Source organism: Desertivirga brevis, assembly GCF_017355835.1.
This window is the reverse complement of sequence record NZ_JAFEWF010000003.1, coordinates 113,118-139,357: the sequence shown is the minus strand read 5'-3', so window position 1 is coordinate 139,357 and position 26,240 is coordinate 113,118. Positions and strand designations below refer to the sequence as shown.

At 41.1% G+C, this 26,240-nt stretch carries 21 protein-coding genes; 14 read left to right on the top strand and 7 right to left on the bottom strand.

Annotated elements, in window-relative coordinates:
* The first annotated feature begins 559 nt into the window (after window positions 1–559).
* Both J4N25_RS10985 and J4N25_RS10980 read left to right on the top strand, forming a co-directional pair.
* Window positions 560–1,294, top strand: coding sequence for a hypothetical protein (locus J4N25_RS10985; RefSeq protein ID WP_207422250.1), 735 nt, complete (start codon window positions 560–562; stop codon window positions 1,292–1,294).
* A 50-nt stretch (window positions 1,295–1,344) separates the two neighbouring features.
* Window positions 1,345–2,421 carry a phosphatidylinositol-specific phospholipase C1-like protein gene (locus tag J4N25_RS10980; RefSeq protein WP_207422249.1) on the top strand — a complete coding sequence of 359 codons (1,077 nt, stop codon included), beginning with the start codon at window positions 1,345–1,347 and terminating at the stop codon, window positions 2,419–2,421.
* A gap of 15 nt (window positions 2,422–2,436) precedes the next feature.
* Here the strand turns inward: J4N25_RS10980 and J4N25_RS10975 are convergent, their stop codons facing one another.
* Complete coding sequence (locus tag J4N25_RS10975; protein ID WP_207422248.1) at window positions 2,437–4,320, bottom strand: metallophosphoesterase family protein; 1,884 nt, start codon at window positions 4,318–4,320, stop codon at window positions 2,437–2,439.
* 163 nt (window positions 4,321–4,483) lie between these two features.
* Here J4N25_RS10975 and J4N25_RS10970 point away from each other — a divergent pair, with 163 nt between their 5' ends.
* The 6 genes from J4N25_RS10970 to J4N25_RS10945 all read left to right on the top strand — a co-directional run bounded on the left by J4N25_RS10970 (window position 4,484) and on the right by J4N25_RS10945 (window position 12,836).
* Window positions 4,484–5,020 carry an RNA polymerase sigma factor gene (locus J4N25_RS10970; protein WP_207422247.1) on the top strand — a complete coding sequence of 179 codons (537 nt, stop codon included), beginning with the start codon at window positions 4,484–4,486 and terminating at the stop codon, window positions 5,018–5,020.
* A gap of 71 nt (window positions 5,021–5,091) precedes the next feature.
* A complete protein-coding gene (locus J4N25_RS10965) occupies window positions 5,092–6,003 on the top strand; it encodes a FecR family protein (RefSeq protein ID WP_207422246.1) in 912 nt (303 codons plus the stop codon).
* A gap of 66 nt (window positions 6,004–6,069) precedes the next feature.
* Window positions 6,070–9,345, top strand: coding sequence for a SusC/RagA family TonB-linked outer membrane protein (locus J4N25_RS10960; RefSeq protein WP_207422245.1), 3,276 nt, complete (start codon window positions 6,070–6,072; stop codon window positions 9,343–9,345).
* 7 nt (window positions 9,346–9,352) lie between these two features.
* The gene (locus tag J4N25_RS10955) at window positions 9,353–11,113 is read left to right on the top strand and encodes a RagB/SusD family nutrient uptake outer membrane protein (RefSeq protein ID WP_207422244.1); all 1,761 of its coding nucleotides are present in this window, start codon (window positions 9,353–9,355) and stop codon (window positions 11,111–11,113) included.
* A gap of 196 nt (window positions 11,114–11,309) precedes the next feature.
* Entirely contained in the window at window positions 11,310–11,900 is a 591-nt protein-coding gene (locus J4N25_RS10950) for a hypothetical protein (protein WP_207422243.1), read from the top strand.
* A 207-nt stretch (window positions 11,901–12,107) separates the two neighbouring features.
* A complete protein-coding gene (locus J4N25_RS10945; RefSeq protein ID WP_207422242.1) occupies window positions 12,108–12,836 on the top strand; it encodes a proline and serine-rich protein 1 family protein in 729 nt (242 codons plus the stop codon).
* A 48-nt stretch (window positions 12,837–12,884) separates the two neighbouring features.
* Here the strand turns inward: J4N25_RS10945 and J4N25_RS10940 are convergent, their stop codons facing one another.
* Together J4N25_RS10940 and J4N25_RS10935 are read right to left on the bottom strand one after the other, a co-directional pair.
* Window positions 12,885–14,141, bottom strand: a complete 1,257-nt coding sequence (locus J4N25_RS10940) for a prephenate dehydrogenase (protein WP_207422241.1) — start codon at window positions 14,139–14,141, stop codon at window positions 12,885–12,887.
* A 75-nt stretch (window positions 14,142–14,216) separates the two neighbouring features.
* Window positions 14,217–15,308, bottom strand: coding sequence for an alkaline phosphatase family protein (locus J4N25_RS10935; RefSeq protein WP_207422240.1), 1,092 nt, complete (start codon window positions 15,306–15,308; stop codon window positions 14,217–14,219).
* A gap of 106 nt (window positions 15,309–15,414) precedes the next feature.
* Here J4N25_RS10935 and J4N25_RS10930 point away from each other — a divergent pair, with 106 nt between their 5' ends.
* The gene (locus tag J4N25_RS10930) at window positions 15,415–16,194 is read left to right on the top strand and encodes a hypothetical protein (protein ID WP_207422239.1); all 780 of its coding nucleotides are present in this window, start codon (window positions 15,415–15,417) and stop codon (window positions 16,192–16,194) included.
* 56 nt (window positions 16,195–16,250) lie between these two features.
* On the top strand, window positions 16,251–17,885 hold the full coding sequence (gene lnt, locus J4N25_RS10925; protein ID WP_207422238.1) for an apolipoprotein N-acyltransferase: 1,635 nt from the start codon (window positions 16,251–16,253) through the stop codon (window positions 17,883–17,885).
* A gap of 201 nt (window positions 17,886–18,086) precedes the next feature.
* Here the strand turns inward: lnt and J4N25_RS10920 are convergent, their stop codons facing one another.
* From J4N25_RS10920 to J4N25_RS10910, 3 genes are all read right to left on the bottom strand, one after another.
* Entirely contained in the window at window positions 18,087–18,590 is a 504-nt protein-coding gene (locus J4N25_RS10920) for an RrF2 family transcriptional regulator (protein ID WP_207422237.1), read from the bottom strand.
* Window positions 18,591–18,668: 78 nt separating this feature from the next.
* Window positions 18,669–19,397, bottom strand: coding sequence for a precorrin-2 dehydrogenase/sirohydrochlorin ferrochelatase family protein (locus J4N25_RS10915; RefSeq protein WP_207422236.1), 729 nt, complete (start codon window positions 19,395–19,397; stop codon window positions 18,669–18,671).
* A 9-nt stretch (window positions 19,398–19,406) separates the two neighbouring features.
* A complete protein-coding gene (locus tag J4N25_RS10910; RefSeq protein ID WP_207422235.1) occupies window positions 19,407–21,512 on the bottom strand; it encodes a ferredoxin-like domain-containing protein in 2,106 nt (701 codons plus the stop codon).
* 255 nt (window positions 21,513–21,767) lie between these two features.
* Between J4N25_RS10910 and J4N25_RS10905 the strand changes: the two genes are divergently transcribed.
* The 4 genes from J4N25_RS10905 to recO all read left to right on the top strand — a co-directional run bounded on the left by J4N25_RS10905 (window position 21,768) and on the right by recO (window position 25,711).
* The gene (locus J4N25_RS10905) at window positions 21,768–22,730 is read left to right on the top strand and encodes an isopenicillin N synthase family dioxygenase (protein WP_207422234.1); all 963 of its coding nucleotides are present in this window, start codon (window positions 21,768–21,770) and stop codon (window positions 22,728–22,730) included.
* A gap of 191 nt (window positions 22,731–22,921) precedes the next feature.
* Window positions 22,922–24,574 (top strand): alpha-glucan family phosphorylase, encoded by a 1,653-nt coding sequence (gene glgP, locus J4N25_RS10900; RefSeq protein ID WP_207422233.1) that lies wholly within the window; start codon window positions 22,922–22,924, stop codon window positions 24,572–24,574.
* Window positions 24,575–24,970 (top strand): diacylglycerol kinase family protein, encoded by a 396-nt coding sequence (locus J4N25_RS10895; RefSeq protein WP_242695868.1) that lies wholly within the window; start codon window positions 24,575–24,577, stop codon window positions 24,968–24,970. It abuts the gene before it with no gap.
* A 15-nt stretch (window positions 24,971–24,985) separates the two neighbouring features.
* Window positions 24,986–25,711 (top strand): DNA repair protein RecO, encoded by a 726-nt coding sequence (gene recO / locus J4N25_RS10890; protein ID WP_207422232.1) that lies wholly within the window; start codon window positions 24,986–24,988, stop codon window positions 25,709–25,711.
* Here recO and J4N25_RS10885 read toward each other — a convergent pair.
* The gene (locus tag J4N25_RS10885; protein WP_207422231.1) at window positions 25,708–26,088 is read right to left on the bottom strand and encodes a response regulator; all 381 of its coding nucleotides are present in this window, start codon (window positions 26,086–26,088) and stop codon (window positions 25,708–25,710) included. The genes recO and J4N25_RS10885 overlap by 4 nt on opposite strands.
* Window positions 26,089–26,240 lie beyond the last annotated feature (152 nt).

Genomic DNA, 26,240 nt, shown 5'->3' with positions numbered 1-26,240 from the left:
GTAGGGCTTCGCTCAAGGCATAGTACCCCCTAAATGGGTCGGCAAAGATAGAGACAATACTTTAATTATCAAATAGTGAGGGAGTTATTTTTTTATTTTTTCAAGAATAAGTTTAGTGGTTCGCTATTAGCCGGTTGGAAGCTCAGGTATTCTTAATCCAAGAATTCATGACAGATCAGGAGATCTGGAAGAAGTATGAAATGCCGCATATTTTCGAATTAAACTAGAGCGCTTCTCGAAGGATTATTACCAAATAAAGAAAGAAAAGGAGACAGCCTTGGGAGACCGTCAGGATTTATTCGGGATTAGTTCGGAAAGCGTTCGCAGCCCGGGCTAGCTCTCCCGAACGCTTCTGCCCTGTCTCCCGAATCTGTCTGCCCTTTGGTACGAACCAGGTACGAACCAGGTACAAATGCTTCCACAATAAATATCGCTATAAGGTCGCTATAACATCGCTGTAAGGTCGCTATAAGGTCGCTGAAATTATATTGAATTTTACCGAAGGAAGGATTACCTTAGATGATAATCTTATAAAGATACAATTAAACCTTTTCCTGGCATGAAAAAAAGCAAAAAACCTAAAAAGAAAAATGACGACCTGATAACAGTTAAAAGCAACACTTACGGAGAGCACCAGCGCGCAAAGCGGGGCACGTACACAGAGGTGACCTTGAATGATAAAATGAAAATGAGCAGTAAGGAGCAAAGTATATCTAATAAAGATGCCTCCCTGATAAGAAAAGAGCTTTTACCATTCTTGTACGAAACTAAACCTCGTTGGTTTTGGCCCAGATTACTATCACTCACCAGAGCAGCTTACAAAGGCAGCCCATGCCTGGATCCGACAAAATTTATAAACTTCGAGGTCTATGAAGAATACACGTTCAACCGTCTGGCGTCCCCTGAATGGAACATTAATGTTGATGGGACGATAATAACAGTTAAGGTAGAATGGAGCCAAGCACCGAACTTTAACAGGAAATTTCCGGACGGTTATATATATGGTGTTCTCTGCATCTTTATCGACCGCACTAAGTTGCGATCTTCAAGTTGTGTAAAGTATTCAGAGATTTATCCACTGGAGGTTAAAATGGGTTCCTGTAAACTGGATTTTGAATTATACTCAGATTACGAGTATGCCATAGTATTTCTTATCCTGCATCCCACTGAAAAGAACAAGCCTTACACTGGAGCTGCCTCCTCCGGATTCCGGTGTATCTGGGCAAGCAGAATTGAAACTCAAAAAAAGGAAGAAACCAAAGAGCTTGTTATTTCAGATATAACTTCTGCTTAACACTTCGAAAATAACTTTGGGCAGAAATTATAATACACATATAAAAATCAATGAAAAATATATTAGCTGCATTATTAATGCTTGGACCTTCTGCCCTGCTTTCTAATGCTTTGGCACAAGAAAGATTAAACCAGATTCAGGTTATAGGTTCTCATAACAGTTATAAAAAAGCAATTGAACCTGCCCTCCTTCAATATTTAATGAAAGGGGACAGTACAAAAAGGCTAAATAGCCTGCAATATGAGCATATTACAATTCCCGAACAGCTGAAGATGGGCTTGCGGAACCTGGAGATCGATGTCTATCCCGATTCGAAAGGAGGAAAATATGCTAAGCCTAAGGGACTTGAAATGGTGAAGGCAGAACAAGCTTTCGACCCAAAGGGACTTATGCAGAAACCGGGATTTAAGGTTCTTCATATCCCAGATATCGATTTCCGAAGTTCGGCTCCCACTTTCGAGATCTGCCTGAAGCAGTTGCACGACTGGTCGGTAGCAAATCCGGGCCATATACCAGTCTTTATTACTCTTGAACCTAAGGATGGCGAAACGAATCATTTAGGAACTACACCTGAACCCTTCACTGAGCAGCTGTTCAACGAACTGGATGCTGCAATTAGAAAACATCTCGGTGCAGATCGTTTAATCACTCCTGACATGGTCCGCGGGAATTACAATACTCTCGAGGCTGCTGTTCTTGCAGGTAACTGGCCCGAAATGAAGCAGGCAAAAGGTAAGTTCTTATTCATTCTGGACAATACCGGAAAAAACCGGGATATGTATATAAAAGGCCATCCGTCCCTTAAAGGCAGGGTACTTTTTGTCAATGCAGAACCTGGTACCCCTGAAGCCGCAGCACTTCTAAGGAATAATCCTGAGGATTCGAGTATACCAAAATTGGTTAAGAAGGGATACATTGTCCGAACAAGGGCTGATGCAGACACCCGGGAGGCTAGAAGAAACGATTATACACATTTTCGCATGGCTGAAAAATCGGGGGCTCAAATTATTACAACCGATTACTATAAGCCCAGCTCATTCTTTCCGTCCTCGTACCAGGTTCAATTCAATGATGGAACTTACGTTCGGCCAAACCCCGTTATACTCGATGAAAAAATAAACGATTGAGTTCCCAATAGCAACCTATTTTGATGGTAGTTCTCTTATATCGCCGGTTGACAGGTCAATCAGGAAATGATCAGCCGGTGAATCTTTGAGGAATTTATTGAATATACTAAAAAACAATACAAGACTCTTTTTATTCTTTTCCGTTGCAAGTTGACTTTCAGGCAAAGATGCAGCCAGACCAGCAAGAACTTGGTACTGCCGCAAACGTTGAACCCCGATGTCTTTTAATGCAAGTTGATCGGCGCTTCTCAGACGATAAAAATCGTTTATCAGATCAATCCCCGTCCACTTTGCAAAGTCGGACATTTGTAGTTTGTTTGCTTTAAGCCTATTTAAAAGATCCTGTTTGTTATTTTCGGACGCGATTGATTCAGAGGATTTTAAACCACTACTCAACAACAAAAGCAAGTCCTGTCCGGAGGCTTTCGGCAGAAAATTTCTCAGATCTTCCGGCCAATCCTGCGGTAGAAAACGTAAACGCACGAGTTCTTCAAGGTGATTACGGGTGAAATCATAATACGTTTTACTATTCAATATCTTGCTATCCCAGATTGCACCACTTGAATTTTTTGATAAAAATTCATACTCTGTTCGGTACAGCGGAAAAAGCTTATCAAAGCCCTTTACTTCACTTATAGTGATCGTTTCTATTTCAGCTTTACCTTGCTCTTTTAACGTCAGTAGTTTATAGGCCGGGATATAAGCCGCCAGTGATGGTGTTTGAATATTCACCAAGGAATTTCGACTGTTGTCGAAAAAAACACCTGTGTCATTGATGTGCATGTGTCCGCCGAAGTGGATATTAATTCCTGCTTTGGCAAACTCACGAGCCACATTTAAGCCAGGCAGTCGCTTTAACTGCCATTTATCTGGTCCGAGGAGCTCTGCTATCTCGGGGGAAGCCGAGTCATTATAATCTACCATGGGATAATGGCTGAAGGCGATAAGGGTTTTGCCTCGTTGCTTTGCCATCTCAGAAATTGTTTTAAGCCAGGAGAGGATATGCCTCTTATGTAAGATTACATTATTATACCCAGCTTCGGCGCTAGAGAAAGTTTTTGCCTTACCCTCTCTGGCAGGGAGGTATACATTACCATCAATAGCAAGTAACCATAAGCCATCTACAGGTTCAACAAGATAAGTAGCGTCGGGGATAGTATCACCCGGAGCAACTGTGTACATCCGGTTATGGAGTTGAGAAGCTTCTCTCGCCTTTCGATAGCTGTAATTGTCCGGGGAGTAAGAGCTGAACGGACTTGCCCAGTACAGGTAATGTGGTTGAGCAAAAAAGCCGAATTCAGAAAGATGATCCATTACGCCTTCGTATCCAAGCTCCGAAATATCCGGACTGATAGCCGTTGGATGTTCATTTTTATTAGTAGGGTTGTAGACACCTGCCTTGCTAAAGATAGGTTGTGACATTCCCTTTTCGCCCAAGAAATCCTTCTTTCCAGCATCCTTGGCAAACGGACCAACAGGATCGTGATTACCTGTGGTAATGAAAAATTGAATTCCGTACTTCTGGTGGTACTCCTTTAGAATTTTTTGTAATCCTTTCAAGTGCACCGGTTGCCCGTCATCTGAATAGTCTCCTGGAAGAGCTACAAGTCGAACACCTCTCTTTGCAACATCCTCCAGAGCAGCGATAAATGCAAAATAATTCTCATTAAAAATGCGGGTAGACTGCAATTGCGAACTCATCGTGCGCAAAAGTGTGTTCCTGCCATCAATTGGATTTTTCACCCCCTGGAAGTCAGTACCGGAAAGTTGACCGTAGAGATCTGCAAAATGCACATCGGAAATAAAAGCAATTTTAGGCTCGGCTAATTTATTTTGAGCATATAAGCTAGCGGATAGTCCTGTTTGAAATACAAAAAGACATAAAAGCCATTGTTTCATCCGGCAAAAGTTTGCAAAAGATATTAATCCAGCGTTAATGAAGAAAAAAAAGAACGGATATACGTTCGCAAATCTGCTAAATGAAAATTTAATTAAAAGATAATTTAGGAATAAAGCTCAATCGAAGTTAATACCGTTCCTTCGCCACTACTCACAAAACTTTATGAGCAACCTTGCAAAGTTTGAAGAAATCTACTCTCAACATTGGGAAAAGTTATACGCTTTTTGTTTCAAGCTTACCCACGACGAATACCTTTCAGAAAATATTGTGCAGGAGGTATTCACAGATCTTTGGGAGAGACGCGGCATGCTTCAAATCTCCTCCATCGAGAGCTTTCTCTTTCGCGCTGTAAAAAATCAAATTTTTAAAGAGTACCGCAAAAAAAGTTTCGATGTCACCATTCTAGATGAACAGTTCGAGGATTACATCCAGGAAAATGAGCCCACTTTAGAAGCCGAATTAATAGACAAACTTTATCTGCTCCTTGATGAGTTACCTCCAAAACGAAAGGAGATACTGATAATGAACAAGCTTGAAAATCTGGACATTGAACAGATAGCCGAGCGATTGAATCTTTCAAAGCAGACGGTTAAGAATCAGTTGAGCGCTGCTCTTCAGCAACTTAAATTCAAGGCAAATAACCTTCATGCCTGTCTGATACCCCTGCTTTTAGCCCTTCTGCATTTTATAATTTCTTAACAAATCATTAATACTTTTCGATAGTACGTTTAGCCTGCTTCTGGTACTTATACATGAATTTATAAGGACAGATGTCAGAAAAACGAAAGAATTACCTCGGAGACCTATCAGCCAAACTTGGAAGAGAAGATTTGTCGGAGGACGAGAAGGCGGTACTTAATGCTTTCATGGAAAAGAAGTATCAAGAATCTGTCTGGGATGATAATGAGATGGGCAATAAAGAAGCCGTTAGGGCATCTATTCTTGCTAAAATTAGGAAAAAGAAGGGAGCGAGATCCCTCTACCCTTATGCGATAGCAGCAAGTGCAGCATTAGTAATTTGTTTATCGATCCTTCTTATAAGAGTACAAGGACTTACCATGCAAAGATTCGTTACGAAATCTTCGGCGGATTCTGTTGTGCTACAAGACGGCTCCGTTATCTTTTTAGCTGCTAACTCGGAGTTCGAATACCCTGAAAAGTTTGCGGGAAATAACAGAGAAGTAAGACTACTGAAGGGGGATGCATTTTTTAAAGTTGCCAGAAACCCGGAACGTCCATTTATTATTCAGTCAGGTCCTCTCCAGACGAAAGTATTAGGCACTTCTTTTCATATAGCTCTAAGTCAAAACTCTTGTGCAGTGACAGTAGCTACGGGTAAGGTTAATGTATCGGTAGGTGAGATCAATGTTAATCTGCTCCCAAATCAAGAAGCTTATTATACAAATAATAAGCTGATAAAGCAGCGGGGTAGCAAAGAACTTCTGGCAAATTGGTTTAGAAGAGAGCTCTATTTGGATCAGGCAAGCTTATCGGAGGTGTTTACAGTACTAAAACTACGTTACGGAGTGACTTTTCAAACGGATAACGCTCAGCTGCTGAACACTAAAGTATCACTCTATATCGAAGCTGCACAATCGCTTCAAAGTATTCTTAATCAGATAAATTATGTTACAGCCCTAAAATTTAAAGCCTATGTTAAAATAGTCAAAGTGAGCCAATAAAAAAACCGCTTTGCTGGAACAAAGCGGCTTATTAAACAACATTAATTAAATCCATTATCAATTAATATGTACCGTAAATATACTACAGAAATCTTCAAAGTGTTTTGTTTTTTGGCTGTTTTCGTACTTATCGCACAACCATCCTATTCAGCTCGGGTAGAGAAGAGAAAAGAGGAAGGCAAGACAGCAAGCAACACACTCGTAAACATTTTCAATATCCTCAGCAGACAAAGTAATTTAAAGTTCAGCTATGGAGAAGCTATTATTACAGATAAAAACCATTATACAGTATCACTTAACGAGCCGATAGAGACCGTTCTTAAGGCACTTGCGGCAAAAGCTGACTTCAGTTTCAACATTAGTAATAACACTGTCCTTATCCGAAAAAAGGTAGAAAACAAGGAAAGACCTAATACAAAAGCTGTTAATGAAACAATAAAAGGCCGGGTGTTGGATGAAACAGGAAATCCCTTACCAGGTGCAACAGTAAAGGAACAAGGAACCAATAATGCAGTTGTTACTGATGCTAATGGAAAATTCTCCATACAAGCTGCATTGGGAACAACTTTGCAAATCAGTTTTATGGGATACCAGGTAAAAACTGTTTCAGCAAACTCTGCAAATATGGAAATCCGGCTGGAGCCTGATGCTGCAAAACTAAACGAGGTTTTAGTAGTTGGTTATGGACGTCGTACGAAAAAAGACGTAACAGGGGCTGTTGCTCAAATAGATGAACAGAACTTCCGTCAGGGAATAGTTGTATCAGCAGATAACCTTCTTCAAGGAAAAGTTGCTGGTGTTAGAGTTGTAGGAAACAGCGGCGAGCCCGGAGGTGGTGTAGATGTAACGATCAGGGGAGTTGGCTCTATCCGAAGTGGTAGTACTCCCTTGTTTGTTGTTGATGGAGTACCACTTACCAATGACGAGGCAAGTCCGGCCGGCCAAAACGTTGGCTTTGGTAGCTCGAAGGCTAAGAATCCATTAAACTTTCTCAATACAAGCGACATCGAGTCGATGTCGGTATTAAAAGATGCTTCTGCTGCGGCTATATATGGAGCAAGGGGCTCGAATGGTGTAGTTATCATTACCACAAAAAAGGGTAAGAAAGGAGACGGCAATCTTAGCTTCGAAAGTTATACTGGTATCTCTAAGGTTGCTCATAAGCTTGATGTATTATCTGCAGACCAGTATCGCAATGCGCTTACTCAACCTGCATTTGATCATGGAGGCAATACCGACTGGCAGGATGTTATTTACAGACAGGCCAATACCACCAATAACTCGCTGGCATTTTCGAAGCAATCAAATTCTGGGAACTACTATGTTTCTCTTGCACATATGAACCAGGAAGGGGTTATTACGAATAGTTCTTTTAAGCGAAGTTCAGCCCGAATTAACGCATCGGAATCATTCTTTGATAACCAACGACTAAAAATAGGATTAAACCTTACAGCGAGTCAAACCCGCGATTTCGGGGTTCCTACAAGTGATGACGGAGGCTCTAATGGGCAGCTGATCGTTCACACATTGATGGCTAATCCAACGAGGCCAGTTTTTGACGAGACGGGAGCGTACACGAACTTTAAAATGAATGCCCACTACAACCCGGCTTATCTGCTTAGCGTTTACAATGATAAAACAAATACGCTTAGAGTATTAGGAAATACTGATCTATCGTTCAGAATTTTAAAGGGTCTTGAATATAAACTCAATGTTGGTATAGATCGCTCTACCTCTGAAAGAAACACTACCATCTACCCGAACCTCACAGACATCAATCCTACCGGCCGGTACGTGCAGTACAATATGGAGTCGCAAAGCAGCCTCCTTGAGCACTATCTGACGTATAACTTATCTGCAAAAAGACACCGTTTAGAAGTACTAGGAGGTTTTTCTTATCAAAAGTTCGAAAGGTCAGGAAACAGTTTCGCGTTAACAGCAATTGCGAAAGCTGAGGGAGGGGTTACCCCAGAAAACAATCCTGCATTTTCGGGAACACAAAGTGGCGTGGCAGGTTTTGCCCAGGAAAATGAACTACAATCATTTTTTACAAGGGCAAATTATACGTTAAATGACAAATATCTTCTTACAGCTTCGCTAAGAGCCGATGGATCCACCCGTTTCGGGGAAAATAATAAATACGGATATTTTCCATCTTTTGCACTTGGATGGAATATTTCGCAGGAGAACTTTCTGAAAGATCTGAATTGGATGGACAACCTGAAGGTACGAGCCAGCTGGGGACAAACCGGAAATCAGGAAGTTCAAAATAAACTTACAAAAGCAAGCTATGCTTTGTCTGGTGCCGACGGCTATTACTTAAATAAAGACCTTACTCTGGTAAATGGAATATCCGTAACGCGGACGCCCAACCCAGACCTTCAGTGGGAAGTAGTAACACAATCGAATTTAGGCCTGGATTTCGAGTTGTTCAGGGGGAAGTTTTATGGAACTCTTGATTATTTCAATAAAACCACCACAAATGCTATCCTAAACATACCGGCTCAAGTACTAAGCCCAACTACAACCGTTTGGGTGAACATTGATGGGGAGATAATTAACAAAGGATTTGAGTTCATGCTAGGATCCAGAATTATCAGGACCAAAAACTTTAATTGGTCTGCTGATGTAAACGGAGCTACTCTTGATAATACCATCAAAAACCTCCCTGTATCTGAGATTTATTCAGGTACGATATCAGGCCCAGGACAATCGGGCGTTGTAGCAAATATTTACAAAAGCGGCTATGCGGCCGGATCATTTTATCTATTGGAGCATATTGGGTTTGACGAGAAAGGGGCAAACATCTTCAGAGACAGGAACGGGGACAATACGATCAACAGTGATGATAGAGTAATTATTGAAGGGGCCATTCCAAAGTTCAGCTTTGGATTTAATAGCCAAATGAACTATAAAAGATTTGATCTTTCCCTTTCTTTTATCGGACAGACCGGGGCCTACCTTGTAAATAATACTGGATTAAACGCTTTAAATATCAACAACCTTGCTTCAGACCGAAACGTTGCATCAGGTTATTTAGAATCAGGCGCTAACTCATCCAATGCCCCTCAGCTTTCTACTCTATTCCTTGAAAAATCAGATTTCTTAAGATTAAACTCTGCTCGCTTGGGTTATAACCTTAAACTAAAAAGTTTGAAATGGTTGCAGGGCTTAGGACTTTACGTGACAGGCCAAAACCTTTTCACCATCACAAATTATAGCGGATATGACCCGTTGATCAACAGTCCAAAATCAAGCGGAGGAAACCAGTCACTGGGAATAGACTATGCGAGCTACCCTACTGCAAAAACATTCATTTTCGGAGCAACCCTAAAACTATAATACTAGAATGAAAACTCTATATAAGCTAAAAAACGCTTTTTTAATAATGTCAGTGGCTTTTACAGCAAGCTGTACCGACCTGGATGAGGTAGTGCTCGATGAAGTCCTGGGGGATAATGCCTCTAGTCCTACAGGGGCGCTAGCCGCTGCATATGATCGCCTGGGAGATCGTACGTTTGTTGATAACGGCGGTATATTTTCTCTTCAGGAATATACAACAGATATAGCCATGCTTCCAACCCGGGGAAGTGACTGGGGAGACGGGGGGAAGTGGAGATCGATGCATGAGTTTACATGGAAGGCTGATAATCCTATAGTAACCGATAACTGGGATTTATTAACAAACGGCATTACACGGTCATTAACTGCAATTAAGCAGATCAGCAATAGCGATGTAGAGCAAAAACCAATGTTACTGGCAGAAGCCAAGTGCCTTTTGGCCTACTATACCTACACCATTCTTGACCTTTATGATCAGGCACCTTACAGGGATCCTATGTTAGATAAAGCTCCGCTTGAAATTAAAAAAGCGGCAACTGGTATAGATGAGCTGATCCTACAGGTGGAAGCGTTAATACCTGACCTTGCCAGTCTTGGAGACCACTCTACCCATAATGGCCGCTTTACTAAAGAAGCAGCGTATGCACTTCTTGCGAACATGTACTTGAACAGGGCAGTTTATAAAGACCGTTATGCTCCTACGTTCAATTTCAACGAAAAAGCAGTAAATGGTAATGAAACAGATATGGACCGTGTTATTTATTATACATCGCTCCTTATCAATTCATCTAAATTCCGACTGGCAAGCAATTACTTCGATAATTTCGCTATCAAGAATGAAAATGGACCAGAGTTGATCTTTGTTGTGGTTCAAAAGATAGATAATATCCGTAATGGAGATAATGATTTGGGATACATGTGTGTAGAGCGTAATCAGCGGCCGTCACCTGCTAATAGGGGGACTAATGGCTCATGCACTACTCCAGAATTTTACCATAGTTGGGACGGTCACCATGACGATCCACGTTTCTCGAGAAAGTACCGTTACAGCGACGGCACATGGTTTATGAACGACGGCCCAGGTAGTGTGCCAGCTACGAGCATTGTACCTAATAGCAATAACTTACCCTGGTTCCACTTTAACTGGGGAATCTCTGCGGGGCAACAGTATGGGCCGGTATTAACCTCAGGTGGAAAGTTTGAGATGACTACGGATGGCCGGATCAAAGTATCTGAACTTGTAATGGAAAAAAGTGTGACCACTAAAATGAACTTCACTCCTGAATTAAACTTTGATAATCCTTCACAGGCTATTCTAAAGCAGGATCAAATTAACCGTGGGGCGCGGATCTTTAAGTTTGAATTCGATCCAGAAGAAGGAAATGGAAGCAGCAATGTTGATATACCACTATTCCGTTTGGGTGGTATCTATACAATGCGAGCAGAAGCATATTTCAGAAAGGGAATGACTGCAGAAGCTTTAGCTGATATTAATAAGTTGAGAACCTCCAGAACTCGCGAGGAGCTTTATGGGAATGCGGCAGGAAAAGAGCTTACGACCCTTGACGAGGCTACACTTTACAGGGAGCTTGGCTTTGAGATGTATTGGGAGATGTACCGCCGTCCGCAGATGATCCGTTTCGGCAAGTTTGATCTAGCCTATACCGCAAAGCCCTCAACACAACCATTCAGAAGGGTATTTCCCATTCCTCAGTCGACCCTGGATGTGACAAAGGAATTCCAACAAAACTTTGGGTACACCAATTAGGAGGTGACCAAAAATTAACACCGGGCGGTCCATTAGGGCTGCCCGTTTTATTTTCGGGGCATTGAAAGTTTTTCCGGTGAAGCTTGAAATTAATAAGTTCACAAAGAGAAGTGACGTAAATGGAAATATGCTTTGCAGGGCCCAAAGTAAACTTTCTTTTAAGTATAGTGTTATCATATAATTAAACTTAAAGGAGATGAAAATTAAGTATTTAAAAACAATTGCAATAGCTGCACTGCCTTTAGCTATAGCATGTACTAATAAATCGGGAAGTACATCCGCATCAGATTCTACAGCTACTGCCTCTGAGACTTCAGCAGATGGCACAGCTACAGATAATAGCGCAACAGCTTCATTCGTAACTTTGAACTCCGGTTCAGGCGCTGGTGCAGGTTCAGGTTCGGGCTCCGGCTCCATTATTCAGGATACAGAATCCGGGGGCGGATACATTTATGCAGATACCCGGAAGCCTATCAGTGAAGATATGCTTTTTGTTAATGTTAGTACAGGAGACACGCTTTACGGACCTTCCGGGAATATCGTTAACAATGCCTTAATTCAGGAAGAAGGCGTATGGAAGCTTGATGAAACTAAAATCAAAAGGGACGGCAATAGTATAAAAATCAAGTCGGGCGACGATAAGTTAAAAATGGACAATGATGAAATGAAAGTGAAGTCCGGGGATTCAAAAATGAAAGTGGAAACCGGAGATGATGCGAAACTAAAAACTCCAAACTCGAAAACAAAAGTTGAGGAAGATGGAGAAACTACCGTGAAGCCGAGATAAGTTTTTCGAAAAGAGAACCAGCGGAAATTGGTTCTCTTTTTTAATATCGGTTATCAAAATACTCAGGTTAATTTCAATGCTATAAAGAGTCTTAGACTACAATTCCTTCTCCAGCAGCTTCTAATCCGCAGAAGTTTTTTCTGCTACTATTAAACCCCTGATAAAAGATTTTGTCATAGAAATATCACACACTTAGATATTTCAATTATGAACACAATTAAACTTATTACAATCACCGCTCTTGTTTTTCTCTGTTCGCTAGTTAATGCCCAGCCTTCCTTTAGGACAGCGTTTTCCGAATATTTCATTGAAGTACCTGCAAGAGGACGGTTCACTGTCTCTCTGGGTGATGAGTCTATCAGCAGCATTAACGGACGCTTCAGGTTTTTTGATATCAGAGAAGGAAGGTATCCTGTTGTAATTGAAGCTAACAACAAGGTTATTTATCGCTCGGATGTATTTGTTAAACCGGGGATACGTACAATAGCGGTATTAAACCAAGACGCGCTAAGACCTGTAAAGGACCTTGATTTGGGAAGATGCAGTTATGACAACTGGGACAAGCCCCTAACTGAAGGTTATAGCAACAGGCCTCCTATGGGCCGGCCTTACCTGAATAACTGTCCTCCCCTAATGACTTCGTCTGCTTTCGAACGTTTTTCGAAATCTCTCAGGCAAGCTAGCTTTGACAAGAATAAATTATCGGTTATTGATTTAACCGCACCATATGCTGGTTTTACTGTAGACCAGGTGATAGATGTTGTTAGGCTAATGGCATTTTCAGACGGAAAGGTTTCCGCTGTACGAAAGATGTTCCCTTCTGTAACTGACCCTGAAAATGCATTCATGTTATTAGACGCATTTGACTTTCAAAAGGACAAGGATAAAGTTAAGTCGATTATTGTGACGGAGAGGTACCAAAGGGTCGGCGGGTAATAACAAACAGTCTTTCACCTAAAACAGCTATTTGCCCGAATAGCTGTTTTAGGTAGTTAATTTCTGGATTAGACGAGCGCTTTGCCTGGCTCCTTCCTGTAAACGATCGGCGAAGAAATCTTTCACCAGATTGAAATGAGAAAGATAACCTTCCATATCTCCATATTCAATTATTGAGGCCCATTCACGCACAGCAGAATGAAATTCGAGATCATCGGCCCTGATATTCTTATCATATAATGCTGTTTGAATTGTTTCTTCAAGCAGATCCTCGTTTTTAAACAGATATTCAGCTATACCAAGACGCAATCTGAATGGAGGAGTCTGACAGATCAGGTTCTCGTAAGGATTGATTTGCAGCTTATGCCAGGCATCTACCATTGCAAGCAAGCTTAAATGAGAGTTAGGATGATGATGTTTAGGATCAGACGTCATCTTGAAATCTCCCATCACCTCCTGATCGAGAGTAATAAAATCTCTCTCCCCGTGGAACACAAACTCTTTTGCCTCCTTCAGACGTTTCCTGAAAGCAACCTCATCTTCGCAGATCATCATCTTGAATAGTGCAGATTCTGACTTTGCATACTGCCTTACCTGTTTCCGCGCAAAAGGATTTAGGATCGCAAGTCCCGCATAAACGTGAGCCTTATAGCTAAATATCCTCAGAGTTGTCAGGATCTTCACATTATCTATTCCGGTTGAATAAGCACCATGATCCCAGGGATAAAAGCCAGAGTTTTTCCACGCCGTCCCCATACTTTCGAACCCCATATGGGTAACTGCCTGGGTATCGGCCATGATCTGATCATGCATGTGATAATTCTCTACCTCAATGATCTCAGATCCTAAAGCTTCAAAGATTGGCAGGACACGGGAATAATTCTCTTTATTTATCCGATGAGGAACAATTACTAGTTTCTGGCCTTCCGTAGAAAAAGCAGGACCGTGCAGGGAATGGCATGTAAAAATATGAACGTCGGAAGGTAGGTATTTTTCGAAGGCCTCAATCTCGGGATCTTTAACAGAAGTTTGTCCGGCAATGACAGCACCATATTTTACAGAATCAGCGGTGCTGGCAACTACCTGAGCAATCTTTGCGGCTTCAACAGCATACATCAAGAAGTCAGACTTACGGGCTACCGCTTTTGCACTTTCTAGAACAGTGACGGATGTTCCCTGAAAGGCATGTTTTAATAATTCATATCGCTCCGGCAGATCGCAGCCATATACGGAATAGCCTTTTTCTGACCATTTTCGGGCATAAATAGAGCCCATGTCTCCAAGTCCTATTATTCCAATATTCATCGGCGTAAACTTAGAGAAAAATTTCTGGAAGTGCAGGACTGGGAAACACCACAGCAGATGAATTCAGTACCTGGTTCAATGTTCCATTGCCGTAGCTATTACTTCTCCATAAGCCCCTTGAACCGGATACTCAAGGTTTAGAAAGCCTGCAATAGTTTTCGCTAACTGATTGTTATAGTAGTGCTCTTTTTCCTTCATCTCGCCCAGTGGTTGAGTATCCGGCCCCATGATCATAAACCAAGTATTGTTAGAACCCTTTTGGAGAACCCCGTGGCTTCTCCACGATCTCCTGCCATTTCCTCTTCCATGATCTGTTGTGATAACCAAAGTGGTCTTATCGCGGTACTGTTCATCCGACTGTATCCAATTCCAAACCTCCTGGATATATGCATCCGTTTTATTGGCAGACTTCAAATAAGATGAATAATTACCATGATGAGCATATTCATCAGTTTCTCCGTAAGCGATTAACAGGAATTTAGGTTTATTATTTTTAAAGTATTCGCTAGCATACTGGTGAGTAATCTTGTCGAAACGAGTGCCAGACCAGGGACTTGGAGATGCTTTATGCAACTGGTTTAAAAACCTTTCCCTTGCACTCAATTTTTGAGCCTTCAATGTATCGTTCCCCGCATTGACATGTACTCCCGATCGTTGCTGATTTAGAATATAATGAAATACGTCCCAGGATGCAAAAGCGGCTACCTTATCCTTATATTCAATTTTTTTGTTCAGGAACTCCAAAACAGTCTGGTTAGGATTATTCCTTTTGGCGTTGCTATTTATTCTTTTGTCGGGGAAACCAGTCAAGAGCTCATTATAGCCAGGGTAGGAAAACCTGAACTTATTCCTGACATTTACCTTGTTACCCAAGCTTCTATTACCATAAATCTGCCCATTTGTAGCAATCTCACTCCAAATAAAGGGCAAAAGCTTCTCCCTTCTTTTCAAAGGGTCCTTGTCCCAAAACTGACTTTCAATCTCGGCTACATTCTCGACACCTTTCTTCCTATATAAAATATCTTTATCTGCTCCCTGGAAAATCTCCTGCCAACGCATTCCGTCTAAAGTAATCAAAACAACATTTTCTGTCCTTGATTGTCCTACAGTCGATAAACCTGGTAAAATAAAAAGCAGCGTTATTATCCTTAAAAATCCAGCTCTCATATTGTCTCGTTTGATGTTATAACAAGCAATACAAAAGACAAGTTGGCTTTTTGTTGTTATTATAAATTTATATTTTCACCCTGGCTATTAACCTTACATTAACACTATGAAAAAAGGACTATTTAAAAGCTTCTCGATAGCTCTTCTGCTAATGGTTGCAACGGCAGTGCAAGGACAGGACACTTCAGCTGTAAGAAAGAGAGTAAGTACAACGGCTGCACCTGCTAAGAAGACCTCTGTTAGTGAAGTCAAGGCGACAACAGGATCAGGTGCTCAAAAATCCGGATCTAAAACCATACAACCAACGGGCAGCAGACCTGCACCGGCTCAAACGACTACACCGGCATACCAACCTGCTCCTGGTAACAACAGTTTGGCAGGACAATATGACGAATTACTTAAACGCTCCTGGATGCAACAGGGGTACCAGGTAGTAAATCCTAACAGGTTGCGGAATTTATGGAGAAGTGTGCAGGACAGTTTAAGGATGTACAAAACCCAGGGCGCACCTTTAAGAGCCAAACTTGCCCAGCAGGAAAAAACCATTCAGGATCTGAGAGCGCAGGTATCAGAAGGCGAAAAGAACCTGGAAGAGTCGAGATCAACTATTGATCAGGTAAATCTACTTGGTATGCGGGTAGATAAATCAACTTATAATACAATTATGTGGGGCGCCGTTATTACCTTAGCTGCCGCTTTATTGATTGTATTATTCACCGCGGGCCGGAGCATCAGAGAGGCAAAGTATCGCAGGCAATTATTTGATGAAATATCAGCTGAATACCAGGCTTACAAAATAAAGGCAAACGACAAAGAGAAAAAACTGGCCCGTGAACTTCAGACCGAGCGAAACCGGGTAGAAGAATTGCTGGAGAAAAACAAGTAATTTATTAAGTGGTAAGGCAGAAATAAAGCGGCAAATATTAACATCATTACGATAACGTGCAGAAATTATATTTAAAGGCCTTAACCACCGCCCTTTTATTATGGCTGGCCTGGCCGCCTATGTCTTTTACCGCTCCCCTCCTGTTGGTTGCATTTGTTCCACTGTTACTTAGTACTGAAGCAATAATTGATGCTAAGTTTACTAATAAGGGAAAAAAGATTTTCGGCATCGCCTTCCTTACTTTTTTTGTATGGAACACATCTTGTATTTACTGGGTATTCAATTCGCTTAACTCAGTAATGCCTGCGTGGGTAGCTGTGCTTATATCGTTAATCCCTTTTGGCCTTGCTGCTGTACTAATGACAATTGCCTGGTGGTTGTACTATCAGTTGCGAAGGGTGAGCAACAGGATTATAGGTTACCTTGGCCTTGTTTGTTTCTGGGTAGCTTACGAATACCTGCACCAAACCTGGGACCTTTCCTTCCCTTGGATGACGCTTGGCAATGGCTTCGCCTCGTCGCATCAGCTTGTGCAGTGGTATGAATATACAGGAGTGTATGGAGGCACGATCTGGATACTAGTCGCAAACATTCTAACATTCGAACTAACACTGGCAAGGAGCTCGACAGATGACAGGGCTTTGGAAAGACAGAAAAGACTGGTACCGGGGCTATCTGCCTGGGTACTTATTCCCATTACTCTTTCCATAACTATGTACAACAAGTATTTGGAGCACGAGAACCCTGCAAACGTAGTTGTTGTACAACCTAATATTGACCCTTATGAGAAATTCGGTTCTCTGCCCGGGGCGCAGCAGGTACAAAACTTGATAAGACTTTCTGATTCTGTTGGACAGCCCAACACCGAATATTTTATCTGGCCAGAGACGGCAATTACAGATAATGCTGATGAAGATAGACTGCTTACAAATCCAGACTTTGTTACAATACAAGGTTTTTTAGCTAAATATAAAAATGGAAACGTTCTTTCTGGTATAGAGAGCTTTGCGTGGTATGACACTGAAAAGACAGCAACAGCGCGGCTTATTGAGGAAAATCGAAGATATATAGATGTATTTAATGCAGCCATACAAATAGAGAATTCTTCAAGAATACAACTGTATCACAAGTCGAAACTGGTTCCTGGAGTAGAACAAACACCTTTTGCACATTCATTGACGTTCTTGAAGCCGCTATTTAAAGCCTTTGGAGGGGCAACCGGCGACTACGGGCATCAGGATGACCCTTCTGTTTTTTATGCCCAGAGCGGGATGGGAGTATCTCCGGTGATCTGTTATGAGTCTATCTGGGGTGAATACGTGGCAAAAAGTGTCAAAAAAGGAGCTCAATTTATAGCAATTGTTACTAATGATGGTTGGTGGGGTAATACATCGGGAAAAGACCAGCATTTCGCGTATGCAAAGTTACGGGCCATTGAAACCCGAAGATGGATTGCACGTTCGGCCAATACGGGAATATCAGGTTTTATTAATCAACGTGGTGATGTTGTAAAGCAAAGCAAATGGTGGGTGGCCACGGCCCTTAAGGCTGATATAAATCTTAATGAAGAACTAACTTTCTATGTTCAGTATGGAGACTACTTAGCCTACATAGCCATAGTTGCAGGCATTACATTAATGATATGGTTAGGTTTTAAAGGATTGATCCGGAAGTATTATAATAAGACCTAAGACACCAACTTTGAGTTAAACAGTTATAAAAAAAAGAGATATTAGTGTTATAAAAACGGCCAGGTAACAAAGGAAACCTGGCCGCTTGCTTAACCCTTAATCACCCAACCTTTGTTTTTCTTAAGAAAATACTTTGGTTAAAAAATTAGGGTATCTAAATAACAATATGTTTAATTCCTTGTTCTGGAATTATAAAAAAAATCACTCTACAGAGCCGCTGAAGTCACCTTTAAAATTCTCTTCAGATATACCTTCAGCCTTTTCAGATATTAACTTCTTCTGTAAAGACTCTTCACGTTCGATCATATCAGCCAGGCTGGTTTGTGTAAGAACGTTCAGGGTAGCATCGCGAACATCCTTCATCACATCCCGGATGCCACAGTATATCTCACTTGTACACTCCTCACACTTTTCGTAGAAATTTAAACTGACGCAGGGTAACAATGCAATCGGCCCATCAATGACCCTTATAATTCCGGCCAACTTGATTTCCTCAGCCTTTTTCATCAAATAATATCCACCTCCTGCTCCCTTTTTACTACCAAGGAAACCGCTGCGTTTAAGCTCGAGCAGTATTGCCTCGAGAAACTTCTTAGGAAGTTGTTCTTTTTCGGCAATTTGAGCGATCAACATAGGCTTATTGTCCTTATTTCTGGCAAGGGCCATTAATGCTTTAACTGCGTATTTAGTCTTTTTGGTTAACACTGCTTAAATTTTGAAAAGGATTTTAACAAACTTACAACAAATATTTGATTTTTATCCGCAATGGGGATCCGCCAAATATCAGCGGAATATATAGGAGAACAAGAGGTGACCTACCCCCATTAATGCTATTGCCATAATGAGATACAGTAGGATAGTTAACTGGTTCTTCCGCTTATTTGAAGCTTGCGGCTGGGCAGAAAGACTACTGGTTATAGTATTCAATTGGCGGATCTTTTCAGAGAAATCTCCCTTGAGAGAATTTCTAATCTTTTCCATATTGTCTAGCAAATCATCAATTTCGGCGGGAAAAGCCTCATTTAAAACTTCCTTAACTCTTTTGGATATCGTCGGCGATTTTCCATTTGTAGAAATTGCGATCTTTAGGTTTCCCTTCTGCACAATTGAACCAAGATAAAAATCACACAATGCAGGCTTATCCGCTACATTTGTTAAAACTCCTTTTGCCTTGCAGGACGCATGGATTTGACTGCTGATCTCTTTATCATTAATAGCAACTATAGCCAAATCTATTCCATCCAAATCGTCTTCGGTAAAGGGCTTTTCCAGAAAACTGATATTGTTTCTTTGAAGAAGGTCCCGAACGGGAGGAAAGATCTCGGTGGCGACCAGCTTTACTTTAGCCTGAGGGCTGTTATTAAGAACCGCTGATAGTTTCTCTTCCCCAACATTTCCTCCTCCAACTATCAGTAAATTTAATTTTTCGAGCTTTAAAAAAACGGGAAAGAGCGTATTCTGCTCTTTCCCGTTCGTACCAGTATTTGGATTATTTTCTGTTGAATCAGACATCCAATCAGCTTAAATTTCAGTATTGACTAATTGTGCGTTCCGGTACTCTTTAAGCTGCTGATTAAACAACTTAGATTGCTCTAAATAATACTCAGCGAACTCTTTGGTAGGCTCATTCTGATTTATCTGATAAACCAGCTCGTCGAACGAAGAAGGTAATTTTACTTTCCCGGTTGCAACCAACTTTTCATCAAAATCTTTAATAATCCCTGCCTGGGTATTCGTTTTAACACCTTCTGAAACTAATAAGGCTTTAGCCGAATTAATAAAACCAGTATATGCATGATAAATGGCGTCTGAATAGTCTGCCCTTGCAAAAGCTTCCTCACTCCACTGAATTCTCTCCTCAGCTTCAAATAATAAGGTAGCAACAAGGTCGATCAGAACACTGGCACACTCACCTACACCGATTTCCGGTTTGTATGGTTCGGTTTGTTCCCAGTCGATAAAGTCGTCTGGTGTGATATTTTCCTGACTTGCTATCGGGTTTAACAAGTCGTAAAAATAGATCTTACCTTGTCTGTTGTAATACTGGTTGTATAGCTCACCTTCCTGAGCGTTGGCGAAGTAATCGTTTAAAAGAGTACGCAAAACCTGCGGACCGCGTTTACTTGGCACCTTGATCACTTTTTCTGAAGCCACACCTGTTCCATCTCCTGTTGGGCCACCTCCTAATAATACCTGCAGGGCTGGAGCTACCATTTTTCCAACTTTCATACTAGAGCCGTGGAATCCGATGGCAGCCATTGCGTGCTGGCCGCAGGAGTTTATACAACCGCTGATCTTAATCAGGATGTCTTTATTGTAGATCAGATCGGGGTATTCCTCCAGAAGAACTCTTTCCAATTCGCGGGTAATACCAGTACTATTAGAAATACCAAGATTACAAGTGTCGGTACCTGGACAAGAAGTGATATCGATTACACTCTCAAATCCAGGTTGTGCTAAACCCAGTTCGTTCAACTTTTCAAACAAATAAGGCAAGCTCTCTTCTCTAACAAAGCGAAGCATTAAGCCCTGTGAGTTAGTCAGGCGAATATCATCTGCTGCTGTAGCGCGAACAATATCAACCAGTTTGCGCGCAACAGGAGTTTTGATATCACCATTTTGCACTCTTACCCCTACAGAGACAAATCCTTCTTGTTTCTGAGGGTAAATATTGGACTTCAACCACTGCTCATATTTAACAGAGTCGGTAATTTCAACAACAGGAACTTGTGCTGCAGGAAGTACTGGCTGAGGTAGATCTCTATTGATCTTATATTCCTTAACCTTTAATGCTTTACGCTCCTGCTCCGCCAGCTCAAGGATCTTGTCTCTTCCAAAATCCTGAATAAGATATTTAAACCTGGCCTTGTTACGTTTTGCCCGCTCACCATAACGATCGAAAATACGGATGATCGATTCAGCAAAAGGAATGATTTGATCTTCGTGTACAAACTCAGAAACCTCTTCGGCTATATGTGGCTGAGATCCTAATCCTCCGGCCATAACAACCTTGAATCCGCGTACCTCTTGACCGTTTTCTATTTTTACTTTAGGGATAAAGCCTAAATCATGAATAAAAGCAAAACCGGTATCACGCTCAGAAGATGAAAACGCTATTTTGAATTTACGTCCCATATCCTGACATATAGGATTCCTTAAAAGGTACTCAAAGAATGCATGAGCATAAGGAGTTATATCAAATGGTTCCTCCGGATCAACTCCGGCCATGGCAGAACCTGTTACATTTCTTACTGTATTACCACAAGCCTCGCGAAGGGTAATAGAATCTTTTTCAAGTTCAGCCCAAAGTTCAGGGGTGCGTTCCAAGCTAACAAAATGCACCTGAATATCTTGACGGGTGGTAATGTGAAGATTTCCTGTAGCAAATTCGTCCGAAACATCGGAGATACGTAATAACTGTGCAGTGGTTACTTTTCCGTAGGGTAATTTAATACGGACCATCTGAACTCCTTGCTGGCGCTGGCCATAAACACCACGAGCCAATCTTAAGCTTCTGAACTTTTCTTCGTGTATTTTTCCCTCTCTGAACAACCTGATCTTTTTCTCAAGCTCAATTATGTCTTTCTGTACAATCGGGTTTTCCAGTTCAGATCTAAAACTTTGCATTACCTATAGAATTAATATTTGGAACCTCAAAACTACGAATTATAAACCCTTTGCTGAAATTTAAGTTTAAAGACAGTAGCACAGAGAGTTAATTATGACATTAGTGATACCAAGGCTGGTGTTTATAAGAAAATCGGAGCTTACAACAAATGTGAACAACTTAAGGCACTGAAAAACTGATATTTATTACTATTAAAGGTAAAATAATTGATCATTTTCCACAAATACATTTATTTTAGATTCAAACGCATTAATATGACAGAAGTTAATATTCCACGCCTTGATCTGCATGATTATCTGCAAGGTAGTGCCGAGCAAAAGAAGAAGTTCTCTGACGATATAGGTAAAGCATTTACAGAAACAGGATTCGTTACAATAGCCAACCATGGCATGACCAAGGAGCTGATGGATAAGCTGTACGCTGAGGTAAAAAATTTCTTTAGCTTAACTGAAGACATAAAACTAAAATACGAGAAACCGGAGCTGGCGGGACAGCGGGGGTACACGAGCAAGGGGAAAGAAAAGGCCAAGGACGCGAAGACGCCTGATCTGAAAGAATTTTGGCAACGAGGCCAAACTGTAACAGATGAGGATGTGGTCAAAGAGGTTTATCCTGATAACATAATTGTTGATGAATTACCAGCTTTTAATGAGGTAACCAAAGAAGTATATGAACGTCTTGAAAGTGCGGGAAAACAATTGCTTCGTGCGATTTCTGTATATCTTGAACTGGACGAGAATTACTTTGATTCGAAGGTTCATAACGGCAATTCCATACTTAGAGCCATTCACTACTTTCCTATCGAAGATCCGGATTCAATTCCTGCAGATGCCGTCCGTGCAGGTGCTCATGAAGATATCAACTTAATTACCTTATTAATTGGCGCCAGCGCGGATGGTTTGGAGGTGCTAACCCGACATGGAGAGTGGTACCCGGTGAAAGCAAACGTTGAAGACATTGTTGTGAACGTGGGCGACATGTTACAGCGACTAACAAATAACAAGTTAAAATCAACCACTCACCGGGTAGTGAATCCACCGCGGGAGTTAATGAAAACGTCGCGTTATTCTGTTCCGTTCTTCCTTCACCCAAAAAGCGAAATGGACCTGACTTGCCTGAATAATTGCATTGACGAGCAGCATCCTAAGGCTTATCCAGACACCACTGCGGGCGAATATCTGGACGAACGCCTGAGAGAGATCGGTTTGAAAAAATAAAAAATACCAGGAACGCTAAATATGAGATCTAGTTCACCCCTCTAAATAATTCAGCTTGTAGATGTTCTGCAATGCCTATTGATGCATTTTTTAAAGGAAAACGTTCCTGGTTAATTTCCTCTTCGATTTATGAGTTTCTGCTCATGAAGTTTTTTTATTTACATTTAAATGCTTAACAAATAAATCCTTCCATGTTGACAAGACAAGAAATTTTTGGATACGATATAGATCCTCAATACTCCACTTCCGTTGCTTATTTTTCAATGGAGTTTGCAATAGACCAGGCGCTGAAAATATATTCAGGTGGCTTGGGCTTTCTGGCAGGCTCTCACTTGAGAAGCGCCTATGAGCAGAAACAGAACTTAATTGGAATTGGCATATTATGGAAGTATGGTTATTACAATCAGGAATGGGATGAGAATGCTCATATGAAAGCATCCTATATTGAAAAAAATTATTCTTTTCTTGAAGACACGGGTATAGTTTTCACTATCGAGGTTCATGGCTCACCTGTTAAAGTTAAAGCCTGGCTTTTAAGACCTGAGGTATTTGGTTCTGCCCCCCTGTTTCTTTTAAGCACAGACCTTCCCGAGAACGACTACCTATCACAAACAATAACACGTCGCTTATACGATTCGAATGAAAGTACGCGTATAGCGCAATCTATTCTTTTGGGCACAGGCGGTGCAACCCTTTTGGATATCCTTGGCTTAACACCCGAAGTTTACCATATGAATGAAGGACATTCTGTTTCTTTAAACTTTTACCTCTACTCTAAGTTCAGGAGTTTGACGGAGGTAAACAAGCGAGTGGTTTTTACAACCCATACTCCGGAAGTAGCAGGGAACGAAGAGCATCACTTTGATAAGTTAAAACAAATGAGCTTTTTCTATCATATGCAAGATCATGAGGTTAAGCATCTTTTGGGAATACAAGGAGACTATTTCAATTACACGCTAGCGGCTTTGAAATTTGCTAGAAGGGCAAATGCTGTATCTAAAATGCATGAAACGGTTTCCAGGGAAATGTGGAAAGGAAATCCGGGAATTTGCTCTATTAACTCTATTACCAATGCTCAAAATAAGAGGTATTGGGCGGATCCGATCTTAGACAAGGCGATCAACGAAAATAATGATGAAGCGATCATAGAACGCAAAAGAGAGCTAAAAAGGGATTTATTCAAAGAAGTAGCCAATCAAACAGGTAAGCTCTTCAAAGAAGAAGTACTAACTATCGTATGGGCAAGAAGATTTGCAGCTTATAAGAGAGCAGACCTACTTATGTATCATTGGGAGCGTTTTATTAATTTGATTAATAACAAGGAACAGCCTATACAAGTTATTTGGGCGGGAAAGCCCTATCCGGAAGATTATAACGCAATTGGTCTCTTTAATCATATCATTAACCGGGTAAAACCGATCAAAAATGCCGCGGTTGTCACGGGCTATGAATTACAACTGTCGGGACTGTTGAAGAAAGGATCTGACATATGGTTAAATAACCCTCGGCTTTATCGCGAAGCTTCGGGAACCAGTGGAATGTCTGCCGCGATGAACGGTAGTATAAACTGTTCCATTCCAGACGGCTGGATACCAGAATTTGCAAGAGACAGGGAAAACAGCTTCGTGATTGAACCTGCTGATGAGAAACTAAGCCTGGAAGATCGGGATAAAATAGAGGCACTACGTTTGATCGATACTATTGAACAAGTAGCAATACCTATGTATTATAATAATCAGAAAGAATGGCTTCAGATTCTGAAGAATGGAGCAAAGCAGGTGACCCCTAATTTCGAGTCGGCAAGGATGGTAAAAGAGTATTATGAATTAATGTACAAATACTAGTTGGAAGACCAAAAATACATCTCCCCTCAAGGACAGCACTCCGTGAAGAAATTCCTTAAAGGCTTTACATACGCCTTTAAGGGAGTTCAATATGCTTTTAATACCCAGATAAACTTTAAATTTCACACTATAAGTGCATTTGTTGCAATCGTAGCTGGCTTTTATTTTAATCTTAATTCAAGGGAATGGCTCTGGATAATCACTGCTGTTTCATGCGTTCTGATATCAGAGTTATTTAATACGGCTTTAGAGTTACTGGTAGACCTTGTGTCGCCGGGGTATAATAAGAAAGCCGGAGCTGTTAAAGACCTGGCAAGCGCAGCAGTTCTAATTACAGCTGCTTTTGCTCTTGTTGTTGGCGCGATTATTTTTTTACCAAAACTTGGATTAGTTTAAAAGGCTAAGAAACGGATGCTTCATAAGACCCGCGGTATTGTTTTCAAGGTAACTGACTATTCTGAAAGCAGTGTTATTGTTCAGATTTTTACAGAGAAATTCGGGCTACAATCTTATCTGATCAATGGAGCTAAGAAGCCCAGGGCAAAGATCAGGTTAAACATGATACAACCTCTTCACCTACTGGACCTGGTTGTCTATCATAAACCGAACGGAAACATACAGAGAATCTCGGAATTAAGGAACGCCCCCCTATTTCAATCAATACCCTATAATTTAATTAAAAGCTCCCTTACTATTTTCCTTAATGAGGTTTTATATAAAAGCATTAAAGTTCATTTCGATGATGCAGCCTTATTTGAATTTCTCTTTAATTCAATAGAACTACTGGACCGGGCGGAAAAAGGCTTGTCCAATTTTCATCTGTTATTCCTGATGAATCTATCGAGGTATCTGGGTTTTTATCCCGATAAGAAAGGTAGAAATAGCGCGAGGTACTTTGACCTTGTAAACGGCCTGTTCACTGATGTGCTTCCAGAGCATGCACTGATCCTACATGATCAGCAACTGGCGGTTTTTGGTCAACTATTGGATCACAAATACAGCGATCTTCACGAGCTGAAAATTTCAGCCGAGGATCGCAAAGATTTACTAAAGAATATTCTTAGATATTTTGAATTACATCTGGAAAACTTCTCCCACATCCAATCACATATTGTACTGGAAGAAGTTTTAGGTTAGGAAGCGATCCTTTCGCGGTCATTTGCCACTTTATCGATCACGGCTTCAAGTTCATTGAGATCAAAAGGTTTTTCAAGATAAGTGTCGGCGCCGGCCTGTCTTGCCAGTGACTGAATATCGTTATTTGCGGAGAAATATATAACAGGAATATTTTTAAGATCTGCCTCCTTTTTAAGAGTCTGGGTGGCTACAACACCGCCAGTATCCGGAATCCAATTATCCATGAGGATAACCTGTGGCATAAACGCCCTCACTGTTTCAACAATGTTATTACAGTGCGAAGATGTTTGCACTTCCCAGCCTTGCTCCTCAAGAATATAGGTACAAATCGATAAAATATCAACGTCGTCATCGAAAATCAGTACTCGTTTAGACATGTTCAAAAACCTTTGATCTTAAAATATAGTTATAAATCTTGTTGCGTTATACCAAACCAGCTCCCAAAGAAGATATTGCAGATGTATGTGTATAACAGCCATGAGGCTTAGTTGTTTGACGTGTGGTTCAATTATAATGAAAGAATAACAAA

Coding starts and splice junctions, on each gene's coding strand:
- J4N25_RS10885 (WP_207422231.1), bottom strand. CDS start 26,088: ATGTCTAAACGAGTACTGATTTTCGATGACGACGTTGATATTTTATCG.
- J4N25_RS10965 (WP_207422246.1), top strand. CDS start 5,092: ATGTCAGAAAAACGAAAGAATTACCTCGGAGACCTATCAGCCAAACTT.
- J4N25_RS10980 (WP_207422249.1), top strand. CDS start 1,345: ATGAAAAATATATTAGCTGCATTATTAATGCTTGGACCTTCTGCCCTG.
- J4N25_RS10970 (WP_207422247.1), top strand. CDS start 4,484: ATGAGCAACCTTGCAAAGTTTGAAGAAATCTACTCTCAACATTGGGAA.
- J4N25_RS10975 (WP_207422248.1), bottom strand. CDS start 4,320: ATGAAACAATGGCTTTTATGTCTTTTTGTATTTCAAACAGGACTATCC.
- recO (WP_207422232.1), top strand. CDS start 24,986: ATGCTTCATAAGACCCGCGGTATTGTTTTCAAGGTAACTGACTATTCT.
- J4N25_RS10985 (WP_207422250.1), top strand. CDS start 560: ATGAAAAAAAGCAAAAAACCTAAAAAGAAAAATGACGACCTGATAACA.
- J4N25_RS10940 (WP_207422241.1), bottom strand. CDS start 14,141: ATGAATATTGGAATAATAGGACTTGGAGACATGGGCTCTATTTATGCC.
- J4N25_RS10960 (WP_207422245.1), top strand. CDS start 6,070: ATGTACCGTAAATATACTACAGAAATCTTCAAAGTGTTTTGTTTTTTG.
- J4N25_RS10910 (WP_207422235.1), bottom strand. CDS start 21,512: ATGCAAAGTTTTAGATCTGAACTGGAAAACCCGATTGTACAGAAAGAC.
- J4N25_RS10955 (WP_207422244.1), top strand. CDS start 9,353: ATGAAAACTCTATATAAGCTAAAAAACGCTTTTTTAATAATGTCAGTG.
- J4N25_RS10930 (WP_207422239.1), top strand. CDS start 15,415: ATGAAAAAAGGACTATTTAAAAGCTTCTCGATAGCTCTTCTGCTAATG.
- glgP (WP_207422233.1), top strand. CDS start 22,922: ATGTTGACAAGACAAGAAATTTTTGGATACGATATAGATCCTCAATAC.
- J4N25_RS10950 (WP_207422243.1), top strand. CDS start 11,310: ATGAAAATTAAGTATTTAAAAACAATTGCAATAGCTGCACTGCCTTTA.
- J4N25_RS10935 (WP_207422240.1), bottom strand. CDS start 15,308: ATGAGAGCTGGATTTTTAAGGATAATAACGCTGCTTTTTATTTTACCA.
- J4N25_RS10915 (WP_207422236.1), bottom strand. CDS start 19,397: ATGTCTGATTCAACAGAAAATAATCCAAATACTGGTACGAACGGGAAA.
- J4N25_RS10945 (WP_207422242.1), top strand. CDS start 12,108: ATGAACACAATTAAACTTATTACAATCACCGCTCTTGTTTTTCTCTGT.
- J4N25_RS10905 (WP_207422234.1), top strand. CDS start 21,768: ATGACAGAAGTTAATATTCCACGCCTTGATCTGCATGATTATCTGCAA.